Here is a 26278-nt window from a genome sequence, read left to right as displayed (position 1 = left end):
CGCCGCCAGGCGCGAAGGGCGGCACAGTTCGAGACCGGCTTGAGCCGGCACAGCGCGAAAAGGAGCATCGATGACTGCGGCGACCCCACGGGTTTGGATCGTGCGAGCGGGCCGTCACGGAGAGCGCGAGAACTGGGCCCTCGACAGCCAGGTCGCTGGCGGCGGATTCAGAGAGGTCACGGACCTATCGAAAGCCACCGCTCGGGATGCCGTGGCCGATCTTGTCCGGGTTGGGTTCCCCGACGCCGGGGCAGGCCTGGTAGCCAATTATGCCGGCCAGTTGTGGGCACTACGGGAGCGCATCGCGGTGGGCGATGTCGTGGTGATGCCGATGAAGACGTCTGGCCAGATCGCCATCGGCAGGGTGACAGGTGGTTACAATTACCTGCCCGATCCGGACCCGGATCGGCGCCACGTTCGCCCCGTGGAATGGTTGCGCACCGATGTTCCCAGGACCGCGATCAAGCAGGACCTGCTGTACACGCTCGGTGCGTTTCTCACCATCTGTGAGGTGAGCCGCAACGACGGTGCATGGCGAATGACCCAGGTGTTGGAGTCGGGCCACGACCCCGGTGCTCGGCCTGCCCACGGCAAATCCGCGTCAGTGGCTTCCGACGTGCCGCAAGCGGGCGATGTGGAAGCCGACACCACAGTGGCTGTCGATGTTGAGCGGTATGCGCGCGACCGCATCACGAGCGCGGTGATCGAGCGCTACGCCGGGCACAAACTCGAACACCTTGTCGCTGCCGTGCTCGACGCGGAGGGCTTCGTGTGCACGGTGACGAAGGCATCCGGCGACGGCGGGGTGGATGTCTTCGCCGGCCGAGGGCCTTTGGGCCTCGACAGCCCCCGGCTGGTGGTTCAGGTCAAGAGCGATGCCAACCCCGTCGGTGTCGACGTGGTGCAAAAGCTACAGGGGGCGTTGGGCGCCCACGGCGCGGACCAGGCACTGCTCGTGGCGTGGGGTGGCCTCAACGGGAACGCCCGCGCGCAGCTAATCAACCAGCACTTCCGCATCCGTGTCTGGGACGCCGACGACCTCATCGACGCGGTGTGCCGAAACTACCTTCGCCTTCCGGACGAGGTCCGCGCCGAACTGCCCCTCAAGCAGGTGTGGGTGCTGGTCGAGGAGGACGCGCCCTAACGCGCCGAGTCGGCCTTGAGCCCGGCCACGAAGCCCGCCCAGGAGCGCCCGTCAGAGGTGACGCGTCGGGCCGCCGCGGTCCTTGGTGTCGCAGACGTCCACCGCGCCGCCGACGAACCGCACCTCGACGCAGGCGGCTAAACCCGGCGCCAGCCGAGCTTGGCTCCGATGTAGGCGATGACGAGCTGCTGTCGCGCCCCGTCCAGGCGGAAGTGCAGCCGCCCCGCCCCGGGGGTGAACCGCGCGTGCAGGTCGAAGAGTCGGGTCGCACCGTCGGTGTCGGGGAAGTGGCACAGCGCCTTGCGCGTCTCGCTCTCCGGGGTGACCCTGCTTCGCCACCGCGGGCTCGCCTCGCTGCTCGGTGCCCACTCGGCGGTCGCCAACTCCAGCTCGGCGAGCCGATCCTTGACCGGGCGCAGCCAGGCCGGCACGAGCCCGAGCAGGTCGTCGGCCACGCGGGGCAGGAAACGGAGGTGCGGAAAGATGTCCTCCCGCGCCGCCCACAACTCGGCCCCGGTGTGGATCCGGGTCAGCTCGGATTCGCAGAGCCACCGCTGATGCTCGTCGACGTGCTCCGGCCGGGAGGCGTGGCGTACCTCAACCTCGGTCTCGGTGAGCGCGACGCTGCCCGCGTCGTCCTCGGCGAGGCCACGCTCGATGAGCCGCAGCAGCGTCTCCTCCCACATTTGTCCCAGCGGCAGGCTCACCGCCAGTCCACCCACCTGGTACGCGGTGCCCAGGCCCTCGGCCGCCCGGTCCTCGTGGAAGTATTCCGTCCCGTCGCGCAGCTCCGTCGGGGCCACGTCCCGGAACGGTGCGCGTTGGCGCATGCCCTGGAGGTAACGCAGCGAATCGCGGTTACGCCCATCACCGGCCCACTCGCGGACGGAGTAGTCGTCGCCCAGATCGAGATCGAAGAACCGACGTTCGGTGACCAGCGCGACGTCGGTACGGCTCCGGCGAACACCCCGCAGTAATCCCACGAGACGGTGCAATGAATCTGAGATTTCCTCGCGTCGTGCTTTGGTTTCCCGGTACGAAAGCTCGTTCAGCACCAACAGCAAGGACAAGAGCCACTCCTCGTCAGTCGAGAAGACGATCAAGTGCGCTGTCCCACTCGTCGAAGAATCCCCTGGGCCATTGCGACAACATGCCGTCGGGATCAATCTCGGGAGAGCTGACCTCGATCTCACCGTCGTCGGTCCGGTCGAAATAATGCAACGCCACGTGATTCGGCGTCAACACCCCGTCCTTGACGGCAAGCCGCAGCCCATTGAGCACATGATCACTGTGGCTCTCGATTATCATCTGCGCGCCGGCCGCGACGGCGCGACACGCGAGCCGGGCCACCATCGTCTGTCCACGAGGGTGCAGGTGCGCCTCCGGATTTTCGAGCAGCACCAACCGGTCCGGCCCCGTCGAAAGGCAGGCCACGATGATCGGCAACGCATAGGTCAGGCCGAACCCGACGTTGGTGGGCCGGTAGCGGACGTTGGACGACTTGATGCCGGCGGTGCCACCGAAGCCGTAGCTCAGCCGCACCATGTCCGTGCCGCGCAGATCCTCCGCCCTCAGGTTCACACCGGGGCAAATCTCCCGCAGCCACGCCTCGGTCTGATCCAGCAGGCCGGTCGACTTCGCCGCGGGATGCCGCAGTGCCTCGGACTCCACCCGGTCCTCCTGGTGGGCCCGCAGGAAGTTGACCGTGTGCTCTCCTCGTACCCCCAGGAAGCTCCTGCGCACCGCCATCTCGAACGACTTCGGATACGTCACGGCAGGCACGATCCGGTCGGCCCGCAGGTATTGGAACCCCGCCCCGAACAAACCCGACCGGTCAGGCTCGGGAAGATCGGAGGGACGCAACGATCGCGGCACCTTGAGCAGGTCGGCCTCACGGTCCTCCGCCGCCCGGTACTCCACCCGCCAGCGGCACTCGACACCGTTGATCGTGGCGGCGATGGTAATGGGAACGGGGCCTTTGCTGCCTCCGTCGGCGTAGTTCTCGTGCAGCACGTCCTGCCCGACGCCCAGCTCAACGAGCTCGCCGTTGAGCAGCAGCCCACCCTTGTGATCGAGCACGCCCGCGTCGTACGACTGCCGCAGCAACGCCAACGCCTGCATAGTGGTGCTCTTGCCCGCCGCGTTCACGCCGCTGAGCAGCGTGAACGGCGCCAAGGGCAGGTCCATGTGCCGGAACGCCTTGAAATTCTCCAGCCTCAGCCGCTCGATCATCGGCCCACCACCGACTCGAAGATCTCCCGAATGATCTCGAAGCGGAGGCGCACCTTGCCTGGGTCGCCCGTGCCCTGCGAGATGGCTGCCTGGAAGTCGACGTCGGACATCAGGTCGATGAACTCCTTCTCCACCCGCCGGTGCCGCTTCATGAGCGTCGCCATGCCTGGCCCGCCGATCTCGGCGAGGTTCACCGAGATCGTCTCGAACAGCGCCTTGTTGATCGGCATTCGCCGCGCGCCGCCGTCGCGGTCGCGCTTGCGGAACGCGTACGCACCGAAGATGGACTTCGCAGCGATCATGGCCGTGCCGAACTCCGCCCACAGCCGCTCGACCTTGTTGTCGGCGAGCATGTTCAAGGTACGCATCGACTCCCGTAGGAACCGGTCGAAGTCGTCGTGGTCGTAGGTGTACGGGTCGGTCAGCCGGAAGGCGATGAAGCGGAGGATCATCTCCCGATCGACCATTCGCTCGCTGCGCACGCTGTCGCCCGTCGCGGAGCGGAAGACATCCGACTCGGCCCAGTCGCGGAGAATCTCACGCCCCTTGCCCGGGATCAGGGCGTGCCGCAACTCCTGCCGGGAAAGCGGCAACCCGCCCGTGTTGATCCGGGCGAAGATGTTGAACTTGACCTCCTCCGGGGTGCCCCGGCGGATGAGGTGGACGATGAGCTCCGTCTCCCGCAACCGGGTCTGCAACCGCCCGGGGAGGTCGTCGAACGTCTTGCCGTTGTATTCGTCACCAAGGTATTCGAGATTGACCAGCCGGAGCGGCTCCGAACCCACCGCCTCCGGCTCGATGAACTGGGCGATCGTGGTCAGGCGCTGGATGCCGTCCACCATGGCCCAGGTTTCGTCCTCGCCTTCGGCGGCGTAGAAGGTGGGCAACGGAATCCGCAACAGCAGCGACTCGATGAGCCGACTCTTGGCCATCGCCTTCCAGATGCCGGCCTGGCGCTGGAAGTCCGGTTGCAGGTCGATGCGGCCGGTGCGGATGCGGGACAGCAGCAGGTCGACGGTGGTGTTACGGGTGACCACATCGATCCGCTCCGGATCGAAAGGAGTGCGGATCGAGTCGATCGGCTGATCCGCCCTGGCGTCCGGAGCGTCGTCGGCCTCGATGCCGGTCGGTTGACCGAGCGAGTCCCGCTCCTCCAGGATCTCTGTCACCAGCTCGGAAATCTCGCCACCTCGATCCGCCTCGGTGCCTGCCCTACGGGAAACACCGCATGAATGACCCGCAGTAGCCTAACGGATTGACCCGCTCGGACGGTCGCTGTCCAAACGGCCTCTTTCACTGTCGTATGGAAACGCTAGAGTCACTTCCGTGGGTGGGGAGGGTGTGCTCGCCGTGCCAGATGAGCGGGCGATCCGCGACGAGCTGCAACGGCTGGTCCTGGACGATCTACTCGGGCCACTCGGCGGCCCCGCGGAGGAGTTTCCCACCAAAAGAGAGAATCCGCTGGACCGCTACATTCTCGGCCGGCTAGCGCCTAACGGCGAGTCGATCGACCCGTCCGATCAGGACACGGTCACCGATGCCACCGCGTCGGACCCGGTGGAGGGGGGCGCCGAGCCGAGCGCGCCGAGCGCGCCGAGCCTGGCCCCTTCCGCGCTCGGCTTCACCGCGACCGTGCCGGCGTCGGTTGCCGCGCTGCGCGTCACCGCCGTCTGGGGCAGTTACGACACCGGCAAGTCGATGCTCGAGGAGCGGGCTGGGGAGCAGGTTTGGCGGCGGCACCAGCGCGGCGGCACGGTCAACGTTCCCCTGCGCGAGGGGCCGATCAAGGCACGGCCGGTAGACCCCGCACAGCCGAAGGTGGTGGTGCGGGGCCGAGTGCGTCGTCTCGGCGCGGAGTGGCTGGTCTCCCTCTTCCTGGAGAACCGGGAGCGCAGCACGTCGCCGCGAGAGCCACAGCGGTGGATCTTCCAGGTGAAGCTGAGCGCGACCGGGCCCGACGACGACATCCCCGTCTTCCTGCCCCGGCCCGAGCAGATCACCGGCGGCGACGCCTCCGACCAGGCGGAGCGCCACCGGCTGGCGATGGCCTACCGCTTCCACCCGGAGTTCGCGGTGGGGCACGGCACGGCCGTCGCCGCCGAGCCGGCCGCCACCGATCCCCTGCACGCCCATGAGATACACACCGCGACCGTCCCGATCCACGCGCTGCCGCACACTGACGTGCCCAGCAGCGAGCGGGACGCCGACCTGCCCGAGCTGGCCGACGTGGAGCTGGACATGAAGCGGCTCGCCGAGCTGGCAGCCGGTCCGGCCGAGGTGCTGACAGCGGCGCTGTCGCCCCTCGTCGCCGGCTACCGAGCGTGGATCGACCGGAACGAGGCGACCGCCGGCGACCCGGCGCGCCGGCTCCACGCGTACCTGCCGCAGGTACGGGAAGCGCTTAGCGACGCCCGGACGGCGGCCGACCGAATCGAAGCCGGCATCAGGCTGCTCGCCACGGACGAGATGGCCCGGGAGGCGTTCGGCTTCGCCAACCGGGCGATGTACCTGCAACGTGTGCACACCGTGGCCGCCGCCCGGCGGCGGGACGACCCGAGGATGCCGCTGGAGCGGGCGGTAGAGGCCGCCGACAAGCCGAAAAACCACCGGTGGCGTCCGTTCCAGCTGGCGTTCGTGCTGCTCAACCTGCCGGCGCTCGCCGACCCCGGGCACGCGGAGCGCAGCGACGACCCCGGCGTCGCCGTCACCGACCTGCTCTGGTTTCCCACCGGTGGCGGCAAGACCGAGGCGTACCTCGGCCTCACCGCCTTCACCATCGCGGTGCGTCGCCGGCAGCCGGAGCACGGCGGGCTGACCAGCCGGGACGGGCTGGCTGTGCTCATGCGCTACACCCTGCGCCTGCTCACGATCCAGCAGTTCGAGCGGGCCGCCACCCTGATCTGCGCGGCGGAGACCCTGCGCCGTGCCGCCCCGCACACCTGGGGTGAGACGCCGATCCGGGTCGGGCTGTGGGTCGGCGGTCGGGTCACCCCCAACCGCACTCAGGACGCCAGCGACTGGCTGGACCAGCGGCGGCGGGGCCGCGCGAATCGGGGGGTGGGCTCCCCGCACCAGCTCACCAGTTGCCCCTGGTGCGGCAGCGGGATCAACCCGGGTAAGGACATCGTCGTCGAGCGGGAATCCTGGCGCACGCTGGTGCTCTGCCCCGACGTCGGGTGCCCGTTCAGCAGGCTGGGCAGCTACCCGCTGCCCGATGACCAGGCTGGGCTGCCGGTGCTGCTGGTCGACGAGGAGGTCTACCGGCACCCGCCGGCGCTGCTGATCGCCACCGTCGACAAGTTCGCCCAACTGCCGTGGAAGGGTGAGACCGCCGCCCTCTTCGGTAGGGTCGGCAAGCGCTGCGAGCAGCACGGCTATCTCACCGAGGACCTCGAATCGGCCGACTGGGAACGCCGTCGGCACCGGCCGGGCAACCGAGTGCTCCCCTGCGCGCGGCTGCGCCCACCGGATCTGATCATTCAGGACGAGCTGCACCTGATCTCTGGGCCGCTCGGCTCGCTGGTCGGGCTCTACGAGACGGCGGTGGACCGGTTGGCCAGTTGGGAGTCGGCACGCGGGCACTGGTCGCGGCCAAAGGTGATCGCCTCGACCGCCACCATCCGCCGCGCCCAGCAGCAGATCGGGGCCCTGTTCAACCGGCGGACCCGGGTCTTTCCGCCGCCGGGGCTCGACGCCTCCGACAACTTCTTCGCCCGTCAGCGCCGGTCCGAGGAGCATCCGGGCCGCCGGTACGTCGGCATTTGCGCGCACGGCAACCGGCTCCGCTCGACCCTGATCCGGGTGTACGTGTCGGTGCTCGGCGCGGCGCAGAAGCTCCACGAGAAATACGGCGGCAACCCGGTGACCGACCCATACATGACGCTGGTCGGCTATTTCAACAGCCTGCGCGACCTGGGCGGCATGCGGCGCGTGGTCGAGGACGACGTCTCCACCCGACTCGTCCGCGCCGACGAGCGCGGGCTCGCCCGCCGGTACGACCCGCATCTGGAGGAGTTGACCTCTCGGATGCCCTCCGACGCCATCCGGCCGCTGCTGGACCGGCTCGCGGTCCGCTTCTCCGGCCCCCAGGCCAGGAACGGGCCCCGCCCGATCGACGTGCTTCTCGCGACCAGCATGATCTCCGTCGGCGTCGACATCGACCGGCTCGGTGTGATGGTGGTGGCCAACCAGCCGAAGTCCGCCGCCGAGTACATCCAGGCTACGAGCCGGGTCGGCCGGCGGGCACCGGGGCTGGTGTTCACCGTCTACAACTGGGCCCGGCCGCGCGACCTGTCCCACTACGAGCGGTTCGAGCACTTCCACGCCACCATCTACCGGCAGGTTGAGGCGCTGTCGGTGACTCCGTTCGCGGAGCGGGCCATCGACCGAGGCCTGACCGGGGTGCTGGTGGCGTTGATCCGGGACCTGGAGAGCACCTACAACGGCAACCTGCGGGCACAGGACTTCGACCGGCACGGCCAGCTCGCCGACCACGTCGTGCGGGTCCTCAAGCGGCGCAGCGACGTGGCCGTGGACAACACCGTCCGCCAGCGGGTGGAGGATGAGCTGGAGGCCCGCCTAGACCTGTGGGCGCGGGAGCGGGCGCGGCCCGCCCGGCGGCTGGCTTACGACCGGCCGTACCACAGCGACGACGTGGCGGGGCTGCTGCACCGCCCGGAGGAAGGCCGGTGGGAGCAGACCACCTGCCCGACCTCCCTGCGAGACGTGGAGCCGGGCATCCAGCTCCAGTTGCAGCTCGACGTCGGCGGCGACGAGCCACCGCCGTTCGCCCCGCCCGTCGTGGCCGGGCCGGGGGTGCCGGCGTGACCGGGCCGCGGCAGCACAGCCTGCGGGTCGGCGCGCTGCGGCCCAACCAGCTCCTGCACACCTACGGCGTCGGGTCGGTCGCCGACCTGCCCAGCCTGTCAGTGCTCACGCTCGGGCTGGCGCACTGGGACCCGACTTACTCCGGTCTGGTCAAGGAGGATCGGCTGCTGGCGGCCCTGCGGCGCAGGCTCGGCGAGCAGGTGGAGCACCTGCGGCTGCCGCCGCACCTGCCGGAGACCTCCGACCCGTTCGCCGAGTGGACCCGGGTGGGCGTGCCCGTGACGCTCTTCCCCACCTGGTTGCGCTGCTCCGACACCCGGTGCAACCGACTCGCCCCGGCCAGCTCCGGGCTGTTCGACCTGCTGTCGTCGCCCTACCAGCCGGACCGCGCCCGCTACGTGCACGGTTGCCGCGGCAACGGCGGGTCCCGTCCCACCGCCGTACCGGCCCGCTTCGTGCTCGCCTGCGCCAACGGCCACCTCGACGACTTTCCCTGGTCCTACGTGGCGCACGGAGGCGCCGATCCCGGCCCGGGTCACTCGTTGAAGCTCACCGAGCGCGGCAGCACCGGTGAAGCGACCAACATCTTCATCACCTGCGAGTGCGGGGCGTCCCGGCCGATGGCCGTGGCGATCGGCCGGGACGCCGAGCGGACGCTGCCCGCCTGCCGGGGCCGCCACCCCCACCTCGGCACCTACGGGCCCTGCGACGCCCCCACCCGCACCCTCGCCCTGGGCGCCACCAACAGCTGGTTCGCCATGCAGTTGCGGGTCATCAGCCTCCCCCGGGCCGAGCAGCCGGCCGACCAGGCGGTCGCCGAAGCCTGGTCGGCCCTGGAGCCGCTCGCCGGGTTGGGCGCCGACATCGCCAAACAGATCCTGCCGAGCCTGGGCTGCTGGGCGACGCTGAGGCCGTACGGCGTCGACCGGGTGTGGGAGGCGATGCGGCGCCGCGCCGACGCCGGGTCCGCCGACGACGACACCGACGACGACACCGACCTGCGCCGGCCCGAGTGGCTGGCCTTCACCTCCGGCCGGGGCGTGGAGCTGTCCGACTTCACGACCCACCCGGAGCCGGTGCCGGCCCAGCACCAGCAATGGCTGCGAGATGTGGTCCTGGTCCCCCGGCTGCGGGAGGTCGCCGCGCTGTACGGCTTCACCCGCATCGACGCTCCCGAGTGGGAGGTGCTCGACACGCCCGACCGGCGGCGGGCCCCGCTGACCGTCGGCCGGCCGACCTGGCTGCCCTGCGCCGAGATGCGGGGCGAGGGCATCTTCCTCCGCCTCGCGGAGGGGCGGATCGTCGAGTGGGAGCACCGACCGGAGGTCAAGCAGCGCGAGCAGCTGCTGGCCTGCTCCCACGACCGCTGGCGGACGCAGCGCGGGCTGGCCCCGCAGCCGCACCCCGGCCCCCGGTACGTCCTGCTGCACACCCTCGCCCACGTGCTCATCCGCGAGCTTGCGCTCGAGTGCGGATACAGCGCCGCCGGCATCAGGGAGCGGATCTACCCCGGGGCGAGCGAGGAGCCGGCCGCCGGGGTGCTGCTCTACACCTCCGCACCCGACAGCGAGGGCACCCTCGGCGGGCTGGTCTCCCTCGGGCGCGTGAATCGGCTGGGAGCGCTCGTCGAGCGGGCCCTGGAGGCGGCCAGGCTGTGCAGCTCGGACCCGCTCTGCGCCGAGCACGACCCGACGGTGCACGCTCGCCTGTCGGCCGCCGCCTGCCACGCGTGCCTCTTCGCTGCGGAGACCTCCTGTGAGCGGGGCAACCACTACCTCGACCGAGCCCTGCTCGTAGACACCCTCACCGACCCCGGCTGCGGATTCTTTGCCGGATGAGCCACGAGCGGTTCGCCGAGGTGGTTGCAGACCTCGCCGCCGCGCTCCCTGCCGCGCACGTCGCAGCCTGGGCCGGGGTGCTGGCGCGGGTGGGCGGCCCCGGTGACGGCGGCGTCGCGGCCGAGCTCATCGACGCCCGGCCGGGCTACGCGGTCGCCGCCCACGCCGCCCGGCTGGTGGCGAGCTGGCGGGCCGAGGCACCGGACCTGTCCGGCTCGGCGGTCGCCCTCGCCCTGCGCGGCGCTGCGCTGCTGCAGCAGCACGCCGAGGCGCGGCGGACCGAGCTGGTGGTCAGCGGGCCGACCAGCGCCTCCGTGCCGGTGCGGCTGACCAGCTCGGTGGTCGTGCAGATCATTCGGACGGCCCGGTCCAGCCTGCTCGTGGCCAGCTTCGCCGCATACGGGATCTCCGAGGTCGTCGCCGAGTTGCGGGCCGCAGCCGGCCGGGGCGTACGGATCGATCTGGTCCTGGAAAGCTCGGCCGAGGACGGCGGTGCCCTGCGCGGCCGGTCCGGAGCGGCGACGGCCTTCGCCACGCTACGCGACCAGGCCACATTCTGGCACTGGCCGGCAGCGCGCCGGGCCGCCGGCGGAAGTCCGCACGCCGCGCTGCACGCGAAGTTCATCGCGGCCGACGGCGAGGTCGCACTGATCAGCAGCGCGAATCTCACCGACCGGGCGCTGTCGCACAACATCGAGGTCGGCGTGGTGCTGCGCGACCCTGACGTCGTACGGCGGCTCGTCGCACACTTCCATGCCCTGACCGATCCCAGTGGCGGGCCGCTGGAGCGGCTCTCCTGATCAGCCGAGTCCTGCATTGTCCGGGAGGAACTGGCCGAGATCGACCGCCTGCTTGGCTGAGCGCGTCGCCGCCCCGGCGAGTGTGGGCTGTCACAGCACGCCGGGCAGGCCGCCGCCCGCCCCGGCCGCCGGTCCAGGATGGATCGTCGGACCGGGGCGGGGCAGAGGGAGTACGACGGTGGGGCGAACGGCAGAGGCGTCACGCCGCCGGGTGAGGACGACCGGGTGGCGCCACCTCGCCGTGGCGCTCGTGGCCGCGGTCGGCGTCGTCACGGCGGCCTCCCCCGCGCACGCCGCCGACACCCGGTACGTGTCGGCGACCTCGGTCGAGGCGCTGCACGGCGACCTGTCCACCGTCGCCCCGGCGGTGCGGACCACCTACCCCGGCGACCCGCTGCTCGCCGCCGACTACGTCAAGCCGATGGGTCCGCTGGGGCACTACGGGCTGATCGGCCCCTGGGGGCCGCTGGGGGTCGCCGGTCCCGTCGGCGACACGGTGTGGCACCCGTCGGCCTGGATCACGGGGACGGCCTGGGACGACTGGGCCGGCATGCTCGGCTGGTACGGCGGGCCGATGAGCGGCTGGGGGCCGCTCGGCCCCGACGGGCCGCTGTCCGAGCAGGCGTACTCCGAGGAGTTGCCCGCCCTCGGCGACTTCAGGCCCGGGGCAGCGCCCTCGTCGACGACTTCGACCTGGAGCTGACCGACGACGCCGGGCGGGTGCTCGCCGCGTCCGACTCCGTCGAACTGGCCGACACGGTCCAGGTCCAGGTCGCCGCCGGCACCCGGCTGAAGCTGCGGGTCACCTACTACCAGCGCGGCTCGTACGTCGGCCACCACGACGGGTACCGGCTGTTCGTCACCGGCTCCACGCCGTACCTCGCCGGCACCGACATCACCGGAGCGCACCAGCGCCCCACCGGGACCGTCTGATCCACCCGGCGGTCGGCGTGCTGCGGGCCAGCGCGCGCACCACCTCCGGGCACCGCCCGTCCGGCGGCAACCGCTCAGTCGTGCTCCGGGGTGCCGGTCACCTGGTGCGACGCGGCGTACAACACCTCGGTCACGAGCCGGCGCACGTGCCCGCCCCTGGCCCGGTAGAGCGCCCGGCGGCCCTCCCGCCGCACGCCGACCAGTCCCGCCAGCCGCAGCTTGCCCAGGTGCTGCGACACGGCCGGCCGCGCCACTCCCAGCGCCGCGACCAGTGCGGTCACGTCGTGCTCGCCGTCGACGAGCAGCCACATCAACCGCAACCGCGTGCCGTCGGCCAGCATCCGCAGCATCTCCGATGCTGCCTCCACCTGGCTGTCGGCAGGTAGGCGTTGTTGCAGGTCATTGGCACCTGCAGGATTGTCGCGTGCGTACATGAGCACATATTATCGCCGCCGTCAGGGGCGCCCGCCCGTCATGCCACCGGGATATTGGGAGACGCGGTGAACGACCACGCGCACGGTCACGGTCACGGCCACGGTCACGATCACGATCACGGCCACGGCCACCCGCACGACCACGCGGTTCGGCTCGGCTCCTGGTGGCACCGGCTGCGGCACGCCGTCACGCCACATTCGCACGACTCCCGCGAGTCGATCGACCCGGCGCTGGAGTCGTCCCGCGAGGGGCTACGCGCGCTGTGGCTCTCCCTGGTCGGCCTCGGGATCACGGCCGTCGCGCAGGCGGTCATCGTCGTGCTGTCCAGCTCGGTCGCCCTGCTCGGGGACACCCTGCACAACGTCGCCGACGCCCTGACCGCCGTGCCGCTGGGCATCGCCTTCCTCCTCGGCCGCCGCGCCGCGACCCGCGCCTACACCTACGGCTACGGGCGGGCCGAGGATCTCGCCGGCATCGTCATCGTGGCGGTCATCGCCGCCTCCGCCGTCGCCGCCGCGTGGACCGCCGCGACCCGGCTGCTGCACCCGGTCGAGGTGAACCACCTGCCGTGGGTGGCCGCCGCCGGCCTCGTCGGGTTCGTCGGCAACGAACTCGTCGCCCGGTACCGCATCCGTGTGGGCCGACGCATCGGCTCCGCCGCCCTCGTCGCCGACGGCCTGCACGCCCGCACCGACGGCTACACGTCCCTCGCCGTGCTCCTCGCCGCCGGCGGGGCCGCCCTCGGCTGGCGGTGGGCCGATCCCGTCGTCGGCCTGGTCATCGCCGTCGCCATCACCTTCGTCCTGAAGGACGCCGCCCGCGAGGTGTACCGGCGGCTCATGGACGCCGTCGATCCCGCCCTCGTCGACCAGGCCGAAAGCACACTGCGCGCCGTCGACGGCGTCCGCGACGTGGCCGCGGTGCGGCTGCGCTGGATCGGCCACCGGCTGCACGCCGAGGCCGAACTGGTCGTCGACGCGAACCTCAGCCTCGTCGCCGCGCACGAGATCGCCGCCGACGCCGAACACCAGCTCACCCACGCCGTGCCCCGGCTGGCCGGCGCCACCGTGCACACGGATCCGGACAGCCACCCCGGCGGGCACCACCACACGGGCTTGTCCCACCAGCGTCGCGGGTTCCGCTGACCACTCGCATTCGTGACGACATCGCGATCAAGCAGGCTAATCTGTTAGCTAACCCAAGGAGGTCGCGTCATGTCGGCTGAGGCCGTGCACTACAACATGCATGATGCCAAGACCCACCTGTCGCGCATCATCGAACGGGTGGAACGCGGCGAGGAGATCATCATCAACCGGGCAGGCACTCCAGTAGCGAAGGTCGTGCCGCTGGTGCGACGAGTCAACCGCACCGCAATCGGCTCTCTCGCCGGTCAGTTGGATCTCTCCGGCGACTGGGACTCACCCCAGACAAACGCCGAGATCGCCGCTGACTTCGGCATCGGCGCATGACCCTGCTGCTGGACACTCATGTCGCGCTGTGGGCCATCACGGGCGACGCGACTCTCGGCGACGAACTCCTCGATCGGCTACGCCACGACCCGGACATCTTCCTCTCCCCGGTCAGCCTGTGGGAGATCACCATCAAGCAGCACGCGGGGAAGCTCGCCGGCCCCCCTGACCTGGCCGAGCGGGTAAGGGACATGGGCTTTCGCGCACTCCCGGTGACTTACGCCCACACCATCGCCGTCGGCCGCCTGCCACCGCATCACCGCGATCCCTTCGACCGCATGCTGGTGGCGCAGGCAACCGCCGAAAGGTTGACTCTGGCCACCCGCGACGCGTCGATAGCGCTGTACGACGTGGATGTCCTGAAGGTGTGAGGGGCGACTCCCACAACTGCCGACAGGCACGAAAATACCCCCGCCCGAGACGGACGGGGGGCAAACAATGATCAACCACCGGTCGCACAATGGTGCGGTCGGTGGAGCCGAGGGGACTCGAACCCCTGACCCCCACACTGCCAGTGTGGTGCGCTACCAGCTGCGCCACGGCCCCTTGTCTTCGTCCCCGGTCGCCCGGGCACGGAGAGAACTATACACACGCCGGCCCGCATGGTCATCTCGCGGGGTCCCCCCATCGCGAGCCCCCGCCGGGTCGCCGGCCCGGGCCTCAGTTCAGGGCCACGTCCGGCGGGAAGTGGGCGACGGCGGCCATGATCCCGCCCTGCCGGCGCAGCACCATCGGCCAGAGATCGTCGGGCCGGTCGACGAAGGCGTCGCCGGGCAGCGCGTCCAGGACGAACCACGACCCGCCCTCGATCTCCTGCTCCAACTGGCCTGCCCCCCAGCCCGAGTAGCCGGCGAAGACCCGGATGCCGCCGATGCTGTCCCGCATCCGCTCCGGGTCGACGGACAGGTCGATCGTGCCGACGGCGCCGGAGACCTGGTGGAAGCCGCGCAGCCGCTTCACCGGGTTGCGCATCCGGGCCAGGCAGATCGCCGAGTCCGGCTGGACCGGGCCGCCCTCGAAGAGCACCGCCGGGTCGCGCGCCAGGTCGCTCCATTCGCCGAGGACGTCGGCGACGGGGACCTCGGTGGCCCGGTTCAGCACGACGCCCAGCGCCCCGCCCGGCTCGTGCGCGACGAGCAGCACCACCGTCCGGTCGAAGTTCGGGTCCTTGAGCGCCGGGGTCGCGACCAGCAGCCGTCCGGCCATCGACTCCATCGCCCGCCCGCCGATCGCCTGGTCCTCTCCCTGCATGTCGGACACCGTCAGCCGTGCGCCGGGACGCGGGCGCCGCCCGGAAGGGCACGACCGCCCCGGACGGCAGGACCGCCGCGGGGCCGAACAGGGCCAGGGACGGCACCGGGCACCCGGCTCATCCGTGCTGTCAACGCCATGCCTGGCACCATAGCCTGCCTCGCGGGCACTGGCTAAGGTCTGACCGGTAGGTGATCGAGCGCGAGCGAAGGGACGACGATGAGCCCGACGGCGGACATCGGAGTGATCGGCGGTTCCGGCCTCTACGCCTTGCTGGAGGGGGCCAGCGAGCACCGCGTGGAGACGCCGTACGGGGAGCCGTCGGACCCCATCACGGTGGCGGAGATGGGCGGTCGCCGGGTGGCGTTCCTGCCCCGGCACGGGCGTGACCACCGGTACCCGCCGCACCAGATTCCGTACCGGGCGAACCTGTGGGCGCTGCGGTCGCTCGGGGTGCGCCAGGTGATCGCCCCGTGCGCGGTCGGCGGGCTCCGTCCCGAGCTGGGTCCGGGCACCTTCGTCGTGCCGGACCAGATGATCGACCGGACCAGCGGGCGGATCCAGACGTACTACGACCGGGGCGCGGTGCACGTGCCCTTCGCCGACCCGTACTGCCCGGTCGGCCGGCGTACCCTGCTCGGCGCCGCCGCCAGCCAGGGCGTGGCGGCGGTCGACGGCGGCACGATGGTGGTCGTGGAGGGGCCGCGCTTCTCCAGCCGGGCGGAGTCGCGGTGGTTCACCGCGATCGGCGGCACGATCGTCAACATGACGGGCCACCCCGAGGCCGTGCTGGCCCGCGAGCTGGCCCTCTGCTACACCCCGATCGCGCTGGTCACCGACCTCGACGCCGGGGTGGAGGCCGGGGAGTCGGTGACCCAGGAGGAGGTCTTCCGGGTGTTCCGGGAGAACACCGACCGGCTGCGCGGGGTGCTGCGGGACGCGGTCGCCGCCCTGCCCGCCGAGCGGGACTGCCCGTGCGGGCACGCGCTCGACGGGATCAAGCTCCCGTTCCCGCTCCCCTGACGACGCCGGGCGCCGCGGAGTCGACCGACGGGCTCCGCGGCACCGGCCGGCAAGCTCCGCGGCACCGCACGACAGGCTCCGCGGCACCGCCCGGCGAGGCACGGCGGGCTGCCCAGACGAAAGGCACGGCCAAAGCGCCCGATAGGCGAGTCTCCTCCCGATAGATTCGGCAGGTCGGGGGGCGGTCGCCGCGCGTCCTCCGGCGAGGAGGCAGCACACGCCGCGACACGGAGGCCCGCCGATGGCAACGGTCCGCGAAACGACCTACGACCTGCTGCGGGCGCTGGACCTGACCACCGTCTTCGGCAATCCCGGCTCCACCGAGGAGCCCTTCCTCCAGGACTTCCCGGACGACTTCCGGTACGTCCACGCCCTGCACGAGGCGTCCGCCGTCGCCATGGCCGACGGGTACGCCCAGGCCACCGGCCGGCCCGCGCACGTCAACCTGCACACCGCCCCGGGCACCGGCAACGGCATGGGCAACCTGGTCACCGCCTGGCACAACAAGACGCCGCTGATCGTCACCGCCGGGCAGCAGACCCGGGAGATGCTGCTGATCGAGCCGCGGCTGGCCAACCCCCGGGCGGCCGAGCTGACCCAGCCGTACGTGAAGTGGGCCTACGAGCCGGCCCGCGCGCAGGACATCCCGGCGGCGTTCATGCGGGCGTACGCCACGGCGGTGCAGCCGCCGGCCGGGCCGGTGTTCCTCTCCCTGCCCCTCGACGACTGGGACCAGCCGGCGGCCGCCGCGCCGGTCGTGCGTACGGTGGCCACCCGGTACGCGCCGGACCCGCAGCGGCTGCGGGAGTTCGCCGACATGGTGGCCGCCAGCCGGTCCCCCGCGCTGGTCCTCGGCTCGGCCGTGGACCGGGCCGGCGCCTGGCCGGCGGCGGTGGCGCTGGCCGAGCGGCTGGCCGCGCCGGTCTGGTCCGCCCCCGCCCCGGAGCGCACCGCGTTCCCCGAAGACCACCCGCACTTCCGGGGAGTGCTGCCGTACGCGATCGGGCCGCTGGCCGAGGCGCTGCGCGGGCACGACACGGTGCTGGTGATCGGCGCCCCCGTCTTCCGCTACTACCCGTACGTGCCGGGCGACTACCTGCCCGACGGCACCCGGCTGCTGCACGTCACCGACGACCCGGGCGAGGCCGCCCGCGCGCCGGTCGGGGACAGCCTGCTCGGCGACGCCGGCCTGACGCTGGCCGCCCTGGCCGACCTCGTGCCGCCGGCCGACCGGCCGCCCCCGCCGCCCCGGGCCGCCCCGCCGCCGCCCGAGTTCGGCCCGCCGCTGAGCCCGGACGGCCTGTTCGCCGCGCTGGCCGAGCACTGGCCGCCGGACGGGGTGCTGGTGCAGGAGTCACCGTCCAATCTGGCTGCCCTGCGCCGCCGGCTGCCGGCCACCCGGCCCGGGTCGTACTTCACGATGGCCAGCGGCGGGCTGGGGTTCGGACTGCCGGCGGCGGTCGGCATCGCACTGGCCGAGCGGGACACCGGGCGGGGCCGCCCGGTGGTCGCGGTGATCGGCGACGGCTCGTTCCACTACTCCGTGCAGGCGCTGTGGACGGCGGCGCGGCTGCGCCTGCCGCTGGCCGTCGTGGTCCCGGTCAACCAGCAGTACGCGATTCTCAAGTCGTTCGCCGAGCTGAAGCACACCCCCGGGGTGCCCGGCCTGGACCTGCCGGGGCTGGACGTCACGGCGGTGGCCCGGGGGTACGGCTGCGCCGGGGAGGTCGTCGAGCGGCCCGAGCGGCTCGGCGAGGCGCTGCGGGCGGCGCTGGCCGCGGACCGGCCCACCGTGCTGCCGGTGCCGATCAGCACCGACGTGCCCCGGCTGCTCTAGAGCCCGCGCGGGCTCTCAGAGGGGGCGCACCACCAGCGGGGCGCCGGTGACCACGTCGAGCACCGGCCGCGCGCCGAGCGGCGCCTTCAGCGTCGCGGTGACCGACCTGAGCAGGAGCTGGTCGGTGCAGATCCCGGTGGCGCGGGTGACGGCGCCGCCGACCACCACCACGTCGTCGCGCTCCTCCACCAGTGGGGTGCCGCCGGTGTCGCAGGCGCCCATGCCGATCCGCCAGGCCAGCCGCGTACCGGCGACGGCCGAGAGGTCCTGCGCGCCGACCACACCGTCGGGCGCCGGCTCGGCGGACGCCGGCGCCTGCGGTGCGGCGGTCACGGCGTCCGGCGCGACGGCGATCCGGGCGACCTGCGCCGTCAGCCCCTCGACGGTGAACAGCCACGCCGGCACCTGCGCCTCGCCCCTGCTGGTGCGCACCGGCGCGGTGCCGAGCCGCACGGCGGTGACGGTCAGCGGTACGCAGGCGGACGCCGGGGTGCCGCTGACCGGCGCGTCCGGGTCCGGGCTCGGCGAGCCGAGCGGGCCGTCGGGGCCCGGCTCGACGATCGGGCCACCGGTCGACCCCGGCTTCGGTCGGGATCCGGGCGGGTCCATCGGTCGGCCCGGGCACGGGGGCGGATCCCCCTGGTCGAGCTGCTGGTACGCCTCCAGGGCGCTCACCAGCGGCACGGTGAGCGTCCCGTCGGGGAACCGGATCGTGCCGTCGGCCGGCTTGGCGGCCGACATCCGGTGCTGCTCCCGGTACCAGCCCGCCCGGAACGCCTGCTCGGTGTCCGGGGTGAAGCCGGGGTCGCCGAGCAGCACGGTCGGGTCCTGGAGCGGCACGTACCCGCTCGTCCAGTCCCGCCCCGGCCGCCACGCGTCGGCCACCTCGGCGGCCCGCTGCCGGAACGCCTCCAGGTGGGAGGCGGGGTCTCCGACGCCGCCGCCGGAGGGGTCGGTGCTCGCCGGGGCACACCCGGCCGCGACGACCAACAGGGGCAGGCCCACCAGGGCGAGAACTCGGCGCATACCCCTTCGACGCGGCCCCGCAGGCAGCGGTTCCTGCCAGCTCAGGTCTCCCCGCCGAGGTCGGTCTCGTACGCCTGCCAGAGCAGGTCCGCGCCGCGCTGGCGGTGCCGGGACAGCAGCTCGAACAGGTACGCCGCCCGCAGGCGCACCTCCTCGGCCGGTACGCCGGGCCGCTCGGCGGCGCCCTGGAGCGCGGCGAGGGCGTCGGCGATGCCGACGTGTTCCCGGGTGAGCAGCCGCACCCCCCGGTCCAGCCGGGGCGCGTGGGCGATCAGTTCGGCGTACAGCCCGGCCGGCCCCTCGGTGACCTCGACGTGCTCGGCGAACCCCTGGCGCAGCGGGCCGAGCCGGGTGAGCAGTTGCTCCCGCCAACTGGGCGCGCCCGCCGGGGCGGCGAGAGCCCGGCTCAGGGCGGGCACGTCGGCGAGGAGGGTGGGCCGGGGCGGGTGGGCCGCCGGAGTGACGGTGGACGGCTGGTGGATCTGGGTGACCATGGCACCTCCCACGCTGCTTCGTTACCGCGTACCGCGATGGTGGACCCGACGTGAGGCGGTGTCCAGATGCACTACTCGCCTCATCTGCCCCATTGGGCCCAGTGGCCACGCTAGCCCCAACTGCACCGGCGCGCACCCGGGGATGGAGGTGGATACGACTGCGCGCCCCGGTCCGGTGGACCGGGGCGCGCAGGTCAGGTGGTGGAGGTGCCGGGAATCGAACCCGGGTCCTTCGCCGCCTTGTCAGGGCTTCTCCGAGCGCAGCTCGCTGTGCCTCTACTCGGCCCCTCCGATCACGCGAGCGAGTCGGTGTGACGGGCCCAGTCGCTGATTGGTCTCGCCGCACGGACCCCGCGACCGGGTCCGATTGGCCAGCCTTCTAGCTGATGCCGGCTAGCTGGGTCGAAGGCGCTCCCAGGCCGACAGACTTGCTACTCGCCTCAGGCGGCGAGAGCGAAGTCAGCGCGATTGTTCTTGGCGCTTATTGTTTTCCGACGAACGATTCACGAGACGACGTCGGCTTCCTCGGCTCGCTTCCCCTGCCGCAACGTACGAAGTCGAAACCTGTCACCCCCTCGAAAGGACCGCCCCTGTGGCGGCGCCACCAAGCCTAACGCCTGCCGCAACGGGTTTCATCCCCGAGCCCCCGTCCGGCGCGCCAGCCGGACAGACGGGACGTTTCAGTCGTCCATGCCCTTGCCGCGCCGGCCCACCGCGCGGGCCATCTCCCGCTGCGCGTCCCGCTTGGCCAGGTCCTGGCGCTTGTCGTACGCCTTCTTGCCCTTGGCCAGGCCGATCTCCACCTTGGCCCAGCCGTCGGCGAAGTACACCTGCAACGGCACCAGGGTGAGCCCGCTCTCCCGGGTCTTGCCGATCAGCCGGTCGATCTCCAGCCGCTTGAGCAGCAGCTTCCGGGTGCGCCGGGGCTCGTGGTTGGTCCAGGTGCCCTGGACGTACTCCGGGATGTGCATGCCGTGCAGGTACAGCTCGCCGTCGCGCTCCTGGGCGAACGCGTCGACCAGCGACGCCCGCCCCGCGCGCAGCGACTTGACCTCGGTGCCGGTCAGCGCCATGCCCGCCTCGTACGTGTCGAGGATGGCGTAGTCGTGGCGCGCCTTCTTGTTGGAGGCGACGACCTTACGCCCCTTCTCCCGTGGCATCGGCGCCACCTCCTCCCGTGCGGCCCCGGCGCGGTGCGGCCGGCGTCGAGGACGCCGGGCGGCCGGAAGCGGGATCATGCTACCCGAACCACAAGGGCCCTCCGGCGCGGATTATTCCGCGCCGGAGGGCCCCGGCAGTCGTCAGAAGCGTCGGACGGTGACTAGACGCGCAGGTAGAACCGCAGGGTGACCCAGCCGGTGATCGCGCTGACCAGGCCGCCGACGGCCGCCATGACCGGGAACATCAGGAAGATGTCGCCCCAGCTCACCGGGGAGAACAGCCCCTGCAACGCGCTCAGCGAGCCGTCGAAGAGGAAGAACTTCAGGCCGACCAGCGCGACGAGGCCGAGCACCGAGCCGACCAGGCCGGCGACCACGGCCTCCAGCACGAACGGCGCCTGGATGAACCAGTTGGACGCACCGACCAGTTTCATGACGGCGACCTCGCGCCGCTTGCTGTACGCGGCCACCTGGATCGTGTTGGCGACCAGCAGCAGAGCGGCGACCGCCATCGCGATCGCGGCCACCAGGGCGATGTTCTGCGCGGCGGTGAACAGGTCGAAGATCTTGTCCAGCAGGCGGCTCTGGTCGACGATCTCGTCGACGCCCGCCGTGTCCTTGTACTGGTTGTAGATGTCCTTGTACTGCTCCGGATTCACCAGCGTGAGCCGGAACGACTCGGGCAGGCTGTCGGCCTTGACCGCGCTCAACAGGTCGGGAGCGTCCTGGAACATCTCCTGGAAGCGCTTGTACGCCTCGTCCTTGTTGACGTAGATGACGTCCTTGACCAGCGGATCGCTGTCGAGCTTCGCCTGCAGGTCGGTGCGCTGCTGCTCGGTGACCTGGCCGTCGAGGAAGATCGAGACCTGGATGTTCTTGTAGTACAGGTCCTTCATATCGCCGACCTTGCTGTACACCAGGCCGCTGACACCGAGCATGGTCAACGACACGGCCATCGTGATGATCATCGCGATGGTCATGGTGACGTTGCGCCACAGTCCGACAAGCACCTCGGACAGGACATATTTCAGGCGCATCGGGAATTCCTCCGGGATTCCGGCATGAGGTGATCGTCGTCAGGCTGAAGGGGGGTGGAGCGTCGGCTCACCCGTAGACGCCCCGGGCCTGGTCACGCACGATGCGGCCGCTCTCGATCTCGATGACCCGGCGGCGCATCTGGTTCACGATGTTGGAGTCGTGCGTGACCATCACCACAGTCGTCCCGGTGCGGTTGATCCGGTCCAGCAAGCGCATGATCTCGATCGACGTGTCCGGGTCCAGGTTTCCCGTCGGCTCGTCCGCCAGCAGGATCAGCGGACGGTTGACGAACGCCCGGGCGACGGCGACCCGCTGCTGCTCACCACCGGAGAGCTCGTGCGGGTAGCGGTGCTCCTTGCCACCGAGCCCCACCAGCTCCAGCACCTCGGGCACGACCCGGCGGGCGACCGCCTTGGTCTTGCCGATCACCTCGAGGGCGAACGCCACGTTCTCGTACGCGGTGCGGTTCGGCAGCAGCCGGAAGTCCTGGAAGACGCAGCCGATGGAACGGCGGAAGTGCGGTCGCTTCCACGAGCGCATCGAGGTGACGTCCTTGCTGTTCACGATGACGCGCCCCCTGTTGGGGGTGACCTCGTGCAGCAGCAGCTTGATGATGGTGGACTTGCCGGAGCCGGATGGGCCGATGAAGAAGACGAACTCGCCCTTCTCAATGGAGACGGACACGTTGTCGAGCGAAGGCCGGGACGCCTTCGGGTACGTCTTCGTCACTTGCTCAAGCTGAATCACGGGTGGTGAGTCTACGCGGTGTAACCGATGAGCCAAGCGCCGCGCCCCGTCGGTGCGAGGCGCGTCATCGAAATGGCCGGTTGACGGAAGATCGATGACGCGCTCCGCCCTCGATCGATCACGCTGCGTCGTTTGCCATTGCCTGCTGCTTGCGCCACCGGATGCCGGCCTCGATGAAGCTGTCCAGCTCACCGTCGAAGACCGCGGTCGGATTGCCCGTCTCGTGCTCGGTGCGCAGATCCTTCACCATCTGATACGGGTGCAGGACGTACGAGCGCATCTGGTCGCCCCACGAGCTGGTGCTGCCGGTCTTCAGGCCGGCCAGCTTCTCCTCCTCCTCCTGCCGCTTGCGCTCCAGCAGCCGGGCCTGGAGCACCCGCAGCGCGGAGGCCTTGTTCTGCAGCTGGGACTTCTCGTTCTGGCAGGTCACCACGATGCCGGTCGGGATGTGGGTGATCCGCACCGCCGAGTCGGTGGTGTTGACGCTCTGGCCACCCGGGCCCGAGGACCGGTAGACGTCGATGCGCATCTCGTTCTCGGGGATGTCGATGTGGTCGGTCTGCTCGACGACCGGCAGCACCTCCACCCCGGCGAAGCTGGTCTGCCGGCGGCCCTGGTTGTCGAACGGGCTGATCCGGACCAGCCGGTGCGTGCCCGACTCGACGCTGAGCGTGCCGTAGGCGTACGGGACCTTCACCGTGAACGTCGCGGACTTCAGGCCCGCCTCCTCCGCGTACGAGGTCTCGTAGACCTCGGTCGGGTAGCCGTGCCGCTCGGCCCAGCGCAGGTACATCCGCAGCAGCATCTCGGCGAAGTCGGCCGCGTCCACCCCGCCCGCGCCGGCACGGATGGCCACCAGGGCCTCCCGGGAGTCGTACTCGCCGGAGAGCAGCGTACGGACCTCCATCTCCTGGATGGCCTTGGTGAGCCCGCCGATCTCGGTCTCCACCTCGGCGAGCACCCCCGGATCGTCCTCGGCCTGGGCCAGCTCCAGCAGCACGCCGGCGTCGTCGAGCCGGGAACGCAGGCCGCTCAGCTTGTTGATCTCGCCGTTGACGTACGACAGCTGGGAGGTCACCTGCTGCGCCTTGGCCTGGTCGTCCCACAGGTCCGGCGCGGAGGCCTGCTCCTCGAGGCGGGCCTTGTCCTCCCGCAGCCTGTCGATGTTGAGCACGGCCTCGATGTTGCGCAGGGTGGCGTCGAGGTCCTTGAGCTGTTCGGCGTAATCGGCAGCGGTCACGAAAAACAAGCGTACTGCCGGGGCGCGGGATGGGCTTGCCAGCCCCGCGGTCGGGTGCCGAAAGATCCCCGGACAGCGGCCGGCCGGGGCGCGGGGCGGGGCTGCGGACCCGCCCGCTCCCCGGCGGAAGGTCCCCGTCGCGGCCCGATGGCGGGGTGGCGGGCCGGCGGGCGGGGATCAGCCGCCGACCGGGGCGCTCTTCAGCCAGGAGAGGGCGGCCTTGTGGTACGCCACGGCGAACTCCAGCGCGCTGGCGTCGAAGGCCTCGCCCTCCTTCTTGGCGTTCTTCACCTGTTCCCGCACCCGCGCGAGGGCCTCGGTGTGGTACTCGTTCGCCGACGTCTGCAGGTTGCGCAACTGGTTGCCCGAATGCAGCGCGCCGAACGCGAACCGCAGGGCGACCGGGTTGCGGATGGTGTCCCGCCCCGGGTCCTCGGCCAGCCACCGGGAGAACGTCCGCTTCCCGGCTGCGGTGATCGCGTACGGCTGGCTGGACCGCGGGCCGGGCTTGCCCATCCGCACCAGGCCGCGCTCGGCGAGCACCGGGAGCTCCCGGTAGACCTGGCTGCGGGTCATCGACCAGTACGGGGCGAGCCTGCGCTCGGCGGCGGCCATCAGCTGGCCGCCTGTCATGGGCCCCTCGTGGAGCAGCCCGAGCAGGGCCGCCGCTGTGGGGTTGACTCCGGATTCCGCCATGCCCATTACGCTGCCACTTTGCCGTCCCGCCGTCCAGGATTTGCCATTTTCGCCACCCTGGAGACTTCCAATGTGCACTGTCGGCGGACGACTGTCCGTTGAGGGCCGGGCACTGGGCGTGATCTTGAGGCCCCCGCCGCCGTGCGCGGGGGCCTCAAGACCGGTCAGGCCATGTGCGGGTACGTGTGGTCGGTCGGCGGGACGAACGTCTCCTTGATGGTCCGCGGCGACGTCCAGCGGATCAGGTTGTGCCAGGAGCCGGCCTTGTCGTTGGTGCCGCTGGCCCGGGCGCCGCCGAACGGCTGCTGCCCGACCACCGCGCCGGTCGGCTTGTCGTTGACGTAGAAGTTGCCGGCCGCGTACCGCATCTTCTCGGCCACGGCGTCCACCACCCGCCGGTCGGTGGCGAAGACCGACCCGGTCAGCGCGTACGGGGCGATGGCCTCGGCCTGCGCGACGACCTCGTCGAACCGGGCGTCGTCGAAGACGTGCACGCCCAGGATCGGCCCGAAGTACTCGGTGGTGAACGTCTCGTGGGCGGGGTCCGTGCACTCGAACAGGGTCGGCCGGACGAACCACCCGACCGAGTCGTCGGCGGTGCCGCCCGCCAGCACCGTGCAGGCGTCGTCGCCGTTGATCAGCTCCAGCGCCGCGGTGTGCCGGTCGAACGCCTTGGCGTCGATCACCGCGCCGCCGAAGTTGCGGAAGTCGGTGACGTCGCCGTAGGTCAGCGAGTCGGCGGTGGCGGCCAGCCGGTCGCGCAGGCCGCCCTCCCAGATCGACCGGGGGACGTACGCGCGGGAGGCGGCGGAGCACTTCTGACCCTGGTACTCGTACGCGCCCCGGATCAGCGCGGTGTGCAGCGCGTCCACGTCCGCGCTGGAGTGCGCGAGCACGAAGTCCTTGCCACCGGTCTCGCCGACCAGCCGGGGGTAGCCCCGGTAGCGGTGGATGTTCTCCCCGACGGCCCGCCACAGGTGCTGGAAGACCTTGGTCGAGCCGGTGAAGTGGATGCCGGCGAGGTCCGGGTCGGCGAGCACGACGTCGGAGACCTCCTCGCCGCGTCCGGTCACCATGTTGATCACACCGGGCGGCAGGCCGGCCGCCTCGAACAGCCGCATGGTGAAGTGCGCCGCGAACTGCTGGGTCGGGCCCGGCTTCCAGACCACGGTGTTGCCGAGCAGCGCCGGGGCCGAGGGCAGGTTGCCGGCGATGGCGGTGAAGTTGAACGGGGTGATCGCGTAGACGAAGCCCTCCAGCGGGCGGTGGTCGAAGCGGTTCCACACCCCGGGTGAGGAGAGCGGCTGCTCCTCGAGCAGGCGCCGCGCGAAGTGCACGTTGAACCGGAGAAAGTCGATCAGCTCGCAGGCCGAGTCGATCTCGGCCTGGATCGCGGTCTTCGACTGGCCCAGCATGGTGGCGGCGTTGAGGGTGTCCCGCCACGGGCCGGAGAGCAGCTCGGCGGCGCGCAGGAAGATCGCGGCCCGCTCGGCGAAGGGCAATGCCCGCCACATCGGGGCGGCGTCCTTGGCGGCCTTGACCGCGGACCGGGCGTCGTCGTGGGTGGCGTGCGCGATGACGCCGAGCACGTGCGCGTGCCTGTGCGGCTGCACCACGTCGATCGACTCGCCGCCGGCCATCCGCTGCTCGCCGGCGATGGTCATCGGCAGGTCGATGCGCTCGGCGGCCAACTCGGTCAGCCGCCGCTGGAGCCGCTCCCGGTCGGCGCTGCCGGGCTCGTAGTTGCGGACCGGCTCGTTGCGCGGCTCGGGTACGGAGAACACGGCGTCCATGAGGGCTCCTGGCGATCTCGACGGCGGTGGCGAAATCGGACCCGCGGGCACCGACCGGGCGGCCTGTGCCGCGCGCCGCGGGGTGGACCGGTCGCGGCGACGGGACCTTGCTCGATTCTCCCATGCGGCGGTCCCGCTCCCACCCCGCCCCGGCGGTGTCGCGCCCGCCCGCCGACGGTGCGACCCGTCGGGCCGGACCCGCCGAACCGTCGGACTTCGGGTACGTCGTGCCACCGGACCGTCGGCCCGCCAGCCGCCGACCCTACGATCCGTCGGTACACCGCCATACCCTCGA

At 71.3% G+C, this 26278-nt stretch carries 24 protein-coding genes, 1 tRNA gene and 1 other RNA gene; 11 read left to right on the top strand and 15 right to left on the bottom strand.

The genetic code is table 11. The features are described 5' to 3' along the window. Positions 1 to 70 precede the first annotated feature (70 nt). The gene (locus ABGB16_RS15255) at positions 71 to 1144 is read left to right on the top strand and encodes a restriction endonuclease (RefSeq protein ID WP_347668697.1); all 1074 of its coding nucleotides are present in this window, start codon (positions 71 to 73) and stop codon (positions 1142 to 1144) included. Positions 1145 to 1281: 137 nt separating this feature from the next. Here the strand turns inward: ABGB16_RS15255 and ABGB16_RS15250 are convergent, their stop codons facing one another. The 3 genes from ABGB16_RS15250 to ABGB16_RS15240 form a co-directional block, all read right to left on the bottom strand. Then, on the bottom strand, positions 1282 to 2127 hold the full coding sequence (locus ABGB16_RS15250; protein WP_347668696.1) for a hypothetical protein: 846 nt from the start codon (positions 2125 to 2127) through the stop codon (positions 1282 to 1284). A 100-nt stretch (positions 2128 to 2227) separates the two neighbouring features. Next, positions 2228 to 3376, bottom strand: coding sequence for a DUF3696 domain-containing protein (locus ABGB16_RS15245; RefSeq protein ID WP_347668695.1), 1149 nt, complete (start codon positions 3374 to 3376; stop codon positions 2228 to 2230). Then, the gene (locus ABGB16_RS15240) at positions 3373 to 4545 is read right to left on the bottom strand and encodes a DUF262 domain-containing protein (RefSeq protein ID WP_347668694.1); all 1173 of its coding nucleotides are present in this window, start codon (positions 4543 to 4545) and stop codon (positions 3373 to 3375) included. The genes ABGB16_RS15245 and ABGB16_RS15240 overlap by 4 nt, the downstream gene beginning before the upstream one ends. Before the next feature lie 157 nt (positions 4546 to 4702). Between ABGB16_RS15240 and drmA the strand changes: the two genes are divergently transcribed. The 5 genes from drmA to ABGB16_RS15215 all read left to right on the top strand — a co-directional run bounded on the left by drmA (position 4703) and on the right by ABGB16_RS15215 (position 11774). Then, on the top strand, positions 4703 to 8203 hold the full coding sequence (gene drmA, locus ABGB16_RS15235) for a DISARM system helicase DrmA (RefSeq protein ID WP_347668693.1): 3501 nt from the start codon (positions 4703 to 4705) through the stop codon (positions 8201 to 8203). Further along, positions 8200 to 10041 carry a DUF1998 domain-containing protein gene (locus ABGB16_RS15230; protein WP_347668692.1) on the top strand — a complete coding sequence of 614 codons (1842 nt, stop codon included), beginning with the start codon at positions 8200 to 8202 and terminating at the stop codon, positions 10039 to 10041. Before drmA ends, ABGB16_RS15230 begins: the two co-directional genes overlap by 4 nt. Continuing rightward, entirely contained in the window at positions 10038 to 10841 is an 804-nt protein-coding gene (gene drmC / locus ABGB16_RS15225; protein ID WP_347668691.1) for a DISARM system phospholipase D-like protein DrmC, read from the top strand. The genes ABGB16_RS15230 and drmC overlap by 4 nt, the downstream gene beginning before the upstream one ends. A 211-nt stretch (positions 10842 to 11052) precedes the next feature. Continuing rightward, complete coding sequence (locus ABGB16_RS15220) at positions 11053 to 11544, top strand: hypothetical protein (protein ID WP_347668690.1); 492 nt, start codon at positions 11053 to 11055, stop codon at positions 11542 to 11544. Positions 11545 to 11561: 17 nt separating this feature from the next. Further along, entirely contained in the window at positions 11562 to 11774 is a 213-nt protein-coding gene (locus ABGB16_RS15215; RefSeq protein ID WP_347668689.1) for a hypothetical protein, read from the top strand. Between the two features lie 74 nt (positions 11775 to 11848). Here the strand turns inward: ABGB16_RS15215 and ABGB16_RS15210 are convergent, their stop codons facing one another. Continuing rightward, positions 11849 to 12208 carry a metalloregulator ArsR/SmtB family transcription factor gene (locus ABGB16_RS15210; RefSeq protein WP_347668688.1) on the bottom strand — a complete coding sequence of 120 codons (360 nt, stop codon included), beginning with the start codon at positions 12206 to 12208 and terminating at the stop codon, positions 11849 to 11851. Between the two features lie 66 nt (positions 12209 to 12274). On the opposite strand from ABGB16_RS15210, the gene ABGB16_RS15205 reads away from it, so the two are divergent. The 3 genes from ABGB16_RS15205 to ABGB16_RS15195 all read left to right on the top strand — a co-directional run bounded on the left by ABGB16_RS15205 (position 12275) and on the right by ABGB16_RS15195 (position 14049). Continuing rightward, the gene (locus ABGB16_RS15205; RefSeq protein WP_347668687.1) at positions 12275 to 13354 is read left to right on the top strand and encodes a cation diffusion facilitator family transporter; all 1080 of its coding nucleotides are present in this window, start codon (positions 12275 to 12277) and stop codon (positions 13352 to 13354) included. Between the two features lie 69 nt (positions 13355 to 13423). Continuing rightward, complete coding sequence (locus ABGB16_RS15200; RefSeq protein WP_347668686.1) at positions 13424 to 13678, top strand: type II toxin-antitoxin system prevent-host-death family antitoxin; 255 nt, start codon at positions 13424 to 13426, stop codon at positions 13676 to 13678. Then, complete coding sequence (locus ABGB16_RS15195; RefSeq protein WP_347668685.1) at positions 13675 to 14049, top strand: type II toxin-antitoxin system VapC family toxin; 375 nt, start codon at positions 13675 to 13677, stop codon at positions 14047 to 14049. The genes ABGB16_RS15200 and ABGB16_RS15195 overlap by 4 nt, the downstream gene beginning before the upstream one ends. A gap of 102 nt (positions 14050 to 14151) precedes the next feature. Here the strand turns inward: ABGB16_RS15195 and ABGB16_RS15190 are convergent. Both ABGB16_RS15190 and ABGB16_RS15185 read right to left on the bottom strand, forming a co-directional pair. Continuing rightward, positions 14152 to 14224, bottom strand: a tRNA-Ala gene (locus ABGB16_RS15190). Between the two features lie 114 nt (positions 14225 to 14338). Further along, entirely contained in the window at positions 14339 to 14929 is a 591-nt protein-coding gene (locus tag ABGB16_RS15185) for a YqgE/AlgH family protein (RefSeq protein WP_347668684.1), read from the bottom strand. 219 nt (positions 14930 to 15148) lie between these two features. Between ABGB16_RS15185 and ABGB16_RS15180 the strand changes: the two genes are divergently transcribed. Together ABGB16_RS15180 and mdlC are read left to right on the top strand one after the other, a co-directional pair. Then, entirely contained in the window at positions 15149 to 15952 is an 804-nt protein-coding gene (locus tag ABGB16_RS15180; protein ID WP_347668683.1) for an S-methyl-5'-thioadenosine phosphorylase, read from the top strand. Between the two features lie 241 nt (positions 15953 to 16193). Further along, positions 16194 to 17789, top strand: coding sequence for a benzoylformate decarboxylase (mdlC, locus tag ABGB16_RS15175; protein WP_347668682.1), 1596 nt, complete (start codon positions 16194 to 16196; stop codon positions 17787 to 17789). 15 nt (positions 17790 to 17804) lie between these two features. On the opposite strand, the gene ABGB16_RS15170 is transcribed toward mdlC, so the two are convergent. The 9 genes from ABGB16_RS15170 to pruA all read right to left on the bottom strand — a co-directional run bounded on the left by ABGB16_RS15170 (position 17805) and on the right by pruA (position 25983). Next, a complete protein-coding gene (locus ABGB16_RS15170; RefSeq protein WP_347668681.1) occupies positions 17805 to 18815 on the bottom strand; it encodes a hypothetical protein in 1011 nt (336 codons plus the stop codon). A gap of 41 nt (positions 18816 to 18856) precedes the next feature. Beyond that, positions 18857 to 19309 carry a hypothetical protein gene (locus ABGB16_RS15165; RefSeq protein ID WP_347668680.1) on the bottom strand — a complete coding sequence of 151 codons (453 nt, stop codon included), beginning with the start codon at positions 19307 to 19309 and terminating at the stop codon, positions 18857 to 18859. A 199-nt stretch (positions 19310 to 19508) separates the two neighbouring features. Further along, positions 19509 to 19884, bottom strand: a transfer-messenger RNA (tmRNA) gene (gene ssrA / locus ABGB16_RS15160). Positions 19885 to 19989: 105 nt separating this feature from the next. After that, positions 19990 to 20469: an SsrA-binding protein SmpB gene (gene smpB, locus ABGB16_RS15155; protein ID WP_347668679.1), complete on the bottom strand. Its 480-nt coding sequence runs from the start codon at positions 20467 to 20469 to the stop codon at positions 19990 to 19992. Positions 20470 to 20630: 161 nt separating this feature from the next. Then, complete coding sequence (gene ftsX / locus ABGB16_RS15150) at positions 20631 to 21506, bottom strand: permease-like cell division protein FtsX (RefSeq protein WP_347668678.1); 876 nt, start codon at positions 21504 to 21506, stop codon at positions 20631 to 20633. Positions 21507 to 21573: 67 nt separating this feature from the next. Next, complete coding sequence (gene ftsE / locus ABGB16_RS15145) at positions 21574 to 22254, bottom strand: cell division ATP-binding protein FtsE (RefSeq protein ID WP_347668677.1); 681 nt, start codon at positions 22252 to 22254, stop codon at positions 21574 to 21576. A 118-nt stretch (positions 22255 to 22372) separates the two neighbouring features. Beyond that, complete coding sequence (gene prfB / locus ABGB16_RS15140; protein ID WP_347668676.1) at positions 22373 to 23494, bottom strand: peptide chain release factor 2; 1122 nt, start codon at positions 23492 to 23494, stop codon at positions 22373 to 22375. Positions 23495 to 23671: 177 nt separating this feature from the next. Then, a complete protein-coding gene (locus tag ABGB16_RS15135; RefSeq protein ID WP_347668675.1) occupies positions 23672 to 24190 on the bottom strand; it encodes a PadR family transcriptional regulator in 519 nt (172 codons plus the stop codon). A 164-nt stretch (positions 24191 to 24354) separates the two neighbouring features. Next, on the bottom strand, positions 24355 to 25983 hold the full coding sequence (gene pruA / locus ABGB16_RS15130; protein WP_347668674.1) for an L-glutamate gamma-semialdehyde dehydrogenase: 1629 nt from the start codon (positions 25981 to 25983) through the stop codon (positions 24355 to 24357). Between the last annotated feature and the right edge of the window lie 295 nt (positions 25984 to 26278).

This window comes from Micromonospora sp. B11E3, assembly GCF_039871625.1.
Lineage (GTDB): Bacteria > Actinomycetota > Actinomycetes > Mycobacteriales > Micromonosporaceae > Micromonospora.
The sequence above is the reverse complement of the archived record's forward strand: the minus strand, read 5'-3'. Positions and strand labels throughout refer to the sequence as shown.

What these genes read in the sequence shown, in the direction of transcription:
- ABGB16_RS15135 (WP_347668675.1), bottom strand. Translation starts at nt 24,190, where the DNA reads ATGGCGGAATCCGGAGTCAACCCCACAGCGGCGGCCCTGCTCGGGCTG.
- ABGB16_RS15195 (WP_347668685.1), top strand. Translation starts at nt 13,675, where the DNA reads ATGACCCTGCTGCTGGACACTCATGTCGCGCTGTGGGCCATCACGGGC.
- smpB (WP_347668679.1), bottom strand. Translation starts at nt 20,469, where the DNA reads ATGCCACGGGAGAAGGGGCGTAAGGTCGTCGCCTCCAACAAGAAGGCG.
- ABGB16_RS15210 (WP_347668688.1), bottom strand. Translation starts at nt 12,208, where the DNA reads ATGTACGCACGCGACAATCCTGCAGGTGCCAATGACCTGCAACAACGC.
- mdlC (WP_347668682.1), top strand. Translation starts at nt 16,194, where the DNA reads ATGGCAACGGTCCGCGAAACGACCTACGACCTGCTGCGGGCGCTGGAC.
- drmC (WP_347668691.1), top strand. Translation starts at nt 10,038, where the DNA reads ATGAGCCACGAGCGGTTCGCCGAGGTGGTTGCAGACCTCGCCGCCGCG.
- ABGB16_RS15245 (WP_347668695.1), bottom strand. Translation starts at nt 3,376, where the DNA reads ATGATCGAGCGGCTGAGGCTGGAGAATTTCAAGGCGTTCCGGCACATG.
- ABGB16_RS15165 (WP_347668680.1), bottom strand. Translation starts at nt 19,309, where the DNA reads ATGGTCACCCAGATCCACCAGCCGTCCACCGTCACTCCGGCGGCCCAC.
- ABGB16_RS15180 (WP_347668683.1), top strand. Translation starts at nt 15,149, where the DNA reads ATGAGCCCGACGGCGGACATCGGAGTGATCGGCGGTTCCGGCCTCTAC.
- pruA (WP_347668674.1), bottom strand. Translation starts at nt 25,983, where the DNA reads ATGGACGCCGTGTTCTCCGTACCCGAGCCGCGCAACGAGCCGGTCCGC.
- ftsX (WP_347668678.1), bottom strand. Translation starts at nt 21,506, where the DNA reads ATGCGCCTGAAATATGTCCTGTCCGAGGTGCTTGTCGGACTGTGGCGC.
- ABGB16_RS15255 (WP_347668697.1), top strand. Translation starts at nt 71, where the DNA reads ATGACTGCGGCGACCCCACGGGTTTGGATCGTGCGAGCGGGCCGTCAC.
- ABGB16_RS15200 (WP_347668686.1), top strand. Translation starts at nt 13,424, where the DNA reads ATGTCGGCTGAGGCCGTGCACTACAACATGCATGATGCCAAGACCCAC.
- ABGB16_RS15185 (WP_347668684.1), bottom strand. Translation starts at nt 14,929, where the DNA reads ATGCAGGGAGAGGACCAGGCGATCGGCGGGCGGGCGATGGAGTCGATG.
- ABGB16_RS15170 (WP_347668681.1), bottom strand. Translation starts at nt 18,815, where the DNA reads ATGCGCCGAGTTCTCGCCCTGGTGGGCCTGCCCCTGTTGGTCGTCGCG.